The 782-nt window shown below is 41.7% G+C and carries 2 protein-coding genes; both read right to left on the bottom strand.

What is annotated here, in order from left to right:
- Positions 1–153: flavoprotein (locus A3763_RS26650; RefSeq protein WP_304440788.1), on the bottom strand; the 153-nt coding region annotated here is incomplete at its 3' end.
- 207 nt (positions 154–360) lie between these two features.
- A complete protein-coding gene (locus A3763_RS04620; RefSeq protein WP_068512589.1) occupies positions 361–570 on the bottom strand; it encodes a cold-shock protein in 210 nt (69 codons plus the stop codon).
- Between the last annotated feature and the right edge of the window lie 212 nt (positions 571–782).

The raw sequence follows: 782 nt of genomic DNA, 5'->3' as shown, positions 1-782 counted from the left end.
TGGGGTAATAAATTGCTGAGCTCCCCTACTCATCACAACACGTACTTGTGCGCCAGCCTTAACGAGCTGCCTGCACAGGTCTGCAGATTTGTAAGCTGCGATACCGCCGGTTATCCCAAGTAATATCTTTTTGCCGCTCAGTTTGGAGCTCATACCTACTTCCCTTCACGATAAAAGCGAAAAGATACCACTCATAGCCCTCGATTTCACGCTAAACCAAGAGTTTATTAGGAGTTCGGCGTCAAGCACTCTCATGCGAACTGCTCACTCTGCATTTTTTACAGGCAAAAAAAAGAGCGCTAAAAAGCGCTCTTTTTCAATAAGCTGATACCACGAGGGTAGCATGCTCATCGAGAGAAATTACATAGGAGTAACGTTCTCAGCTTGTGGACCTTTCTGACCAGTACCAACTGTAAATTCTACAGTCTGACCTTCAGCAAGAGTCTTGAAGCCATCAGATTGAATAGCGCTGAAGTGTACAAACACGTCTGGGCCATTTTCCTGCTCGATGAAACCAAAACCTTTAGATTCGTTGAAAAACTTAACTTTACCAGTAACTCTATCTGACATAATCATATCCTGACTAAAAAACTAAAACATAAAATCGCCGAAAAACTGGATATAACTTATGCTTACCGGGTTGAACACTATTACTAGCAAGTCTAAACACAGAACATAAAAAAATAGCCGGGCTTTCTAGGCTGCCTGCAGTATACTCTATTAAATCTTAAATACAAACCTCATACATAAAGAGTCACAAAAAGTAAACATTCCCTACCGCC

It is taken from the genome of Oleiphilus sp. HI0128, assembly GCF_001635365.1.
The sequence above is the reverse complement of the archived record's forward strand: the minus strand, read 5'-3'. Positions and strand labels throughout refer to the sequence as shown.

What these genes read in the sequence shown, in the direction of transcription:
- A3763_RS04620 (WP_068512589.1), bottom strand. Translation starts at nt 570, where the DNA reads ATGTCAGATAGAGTTACTGGTAAAGTTAAGTTTTTCAACGAATCTAAA.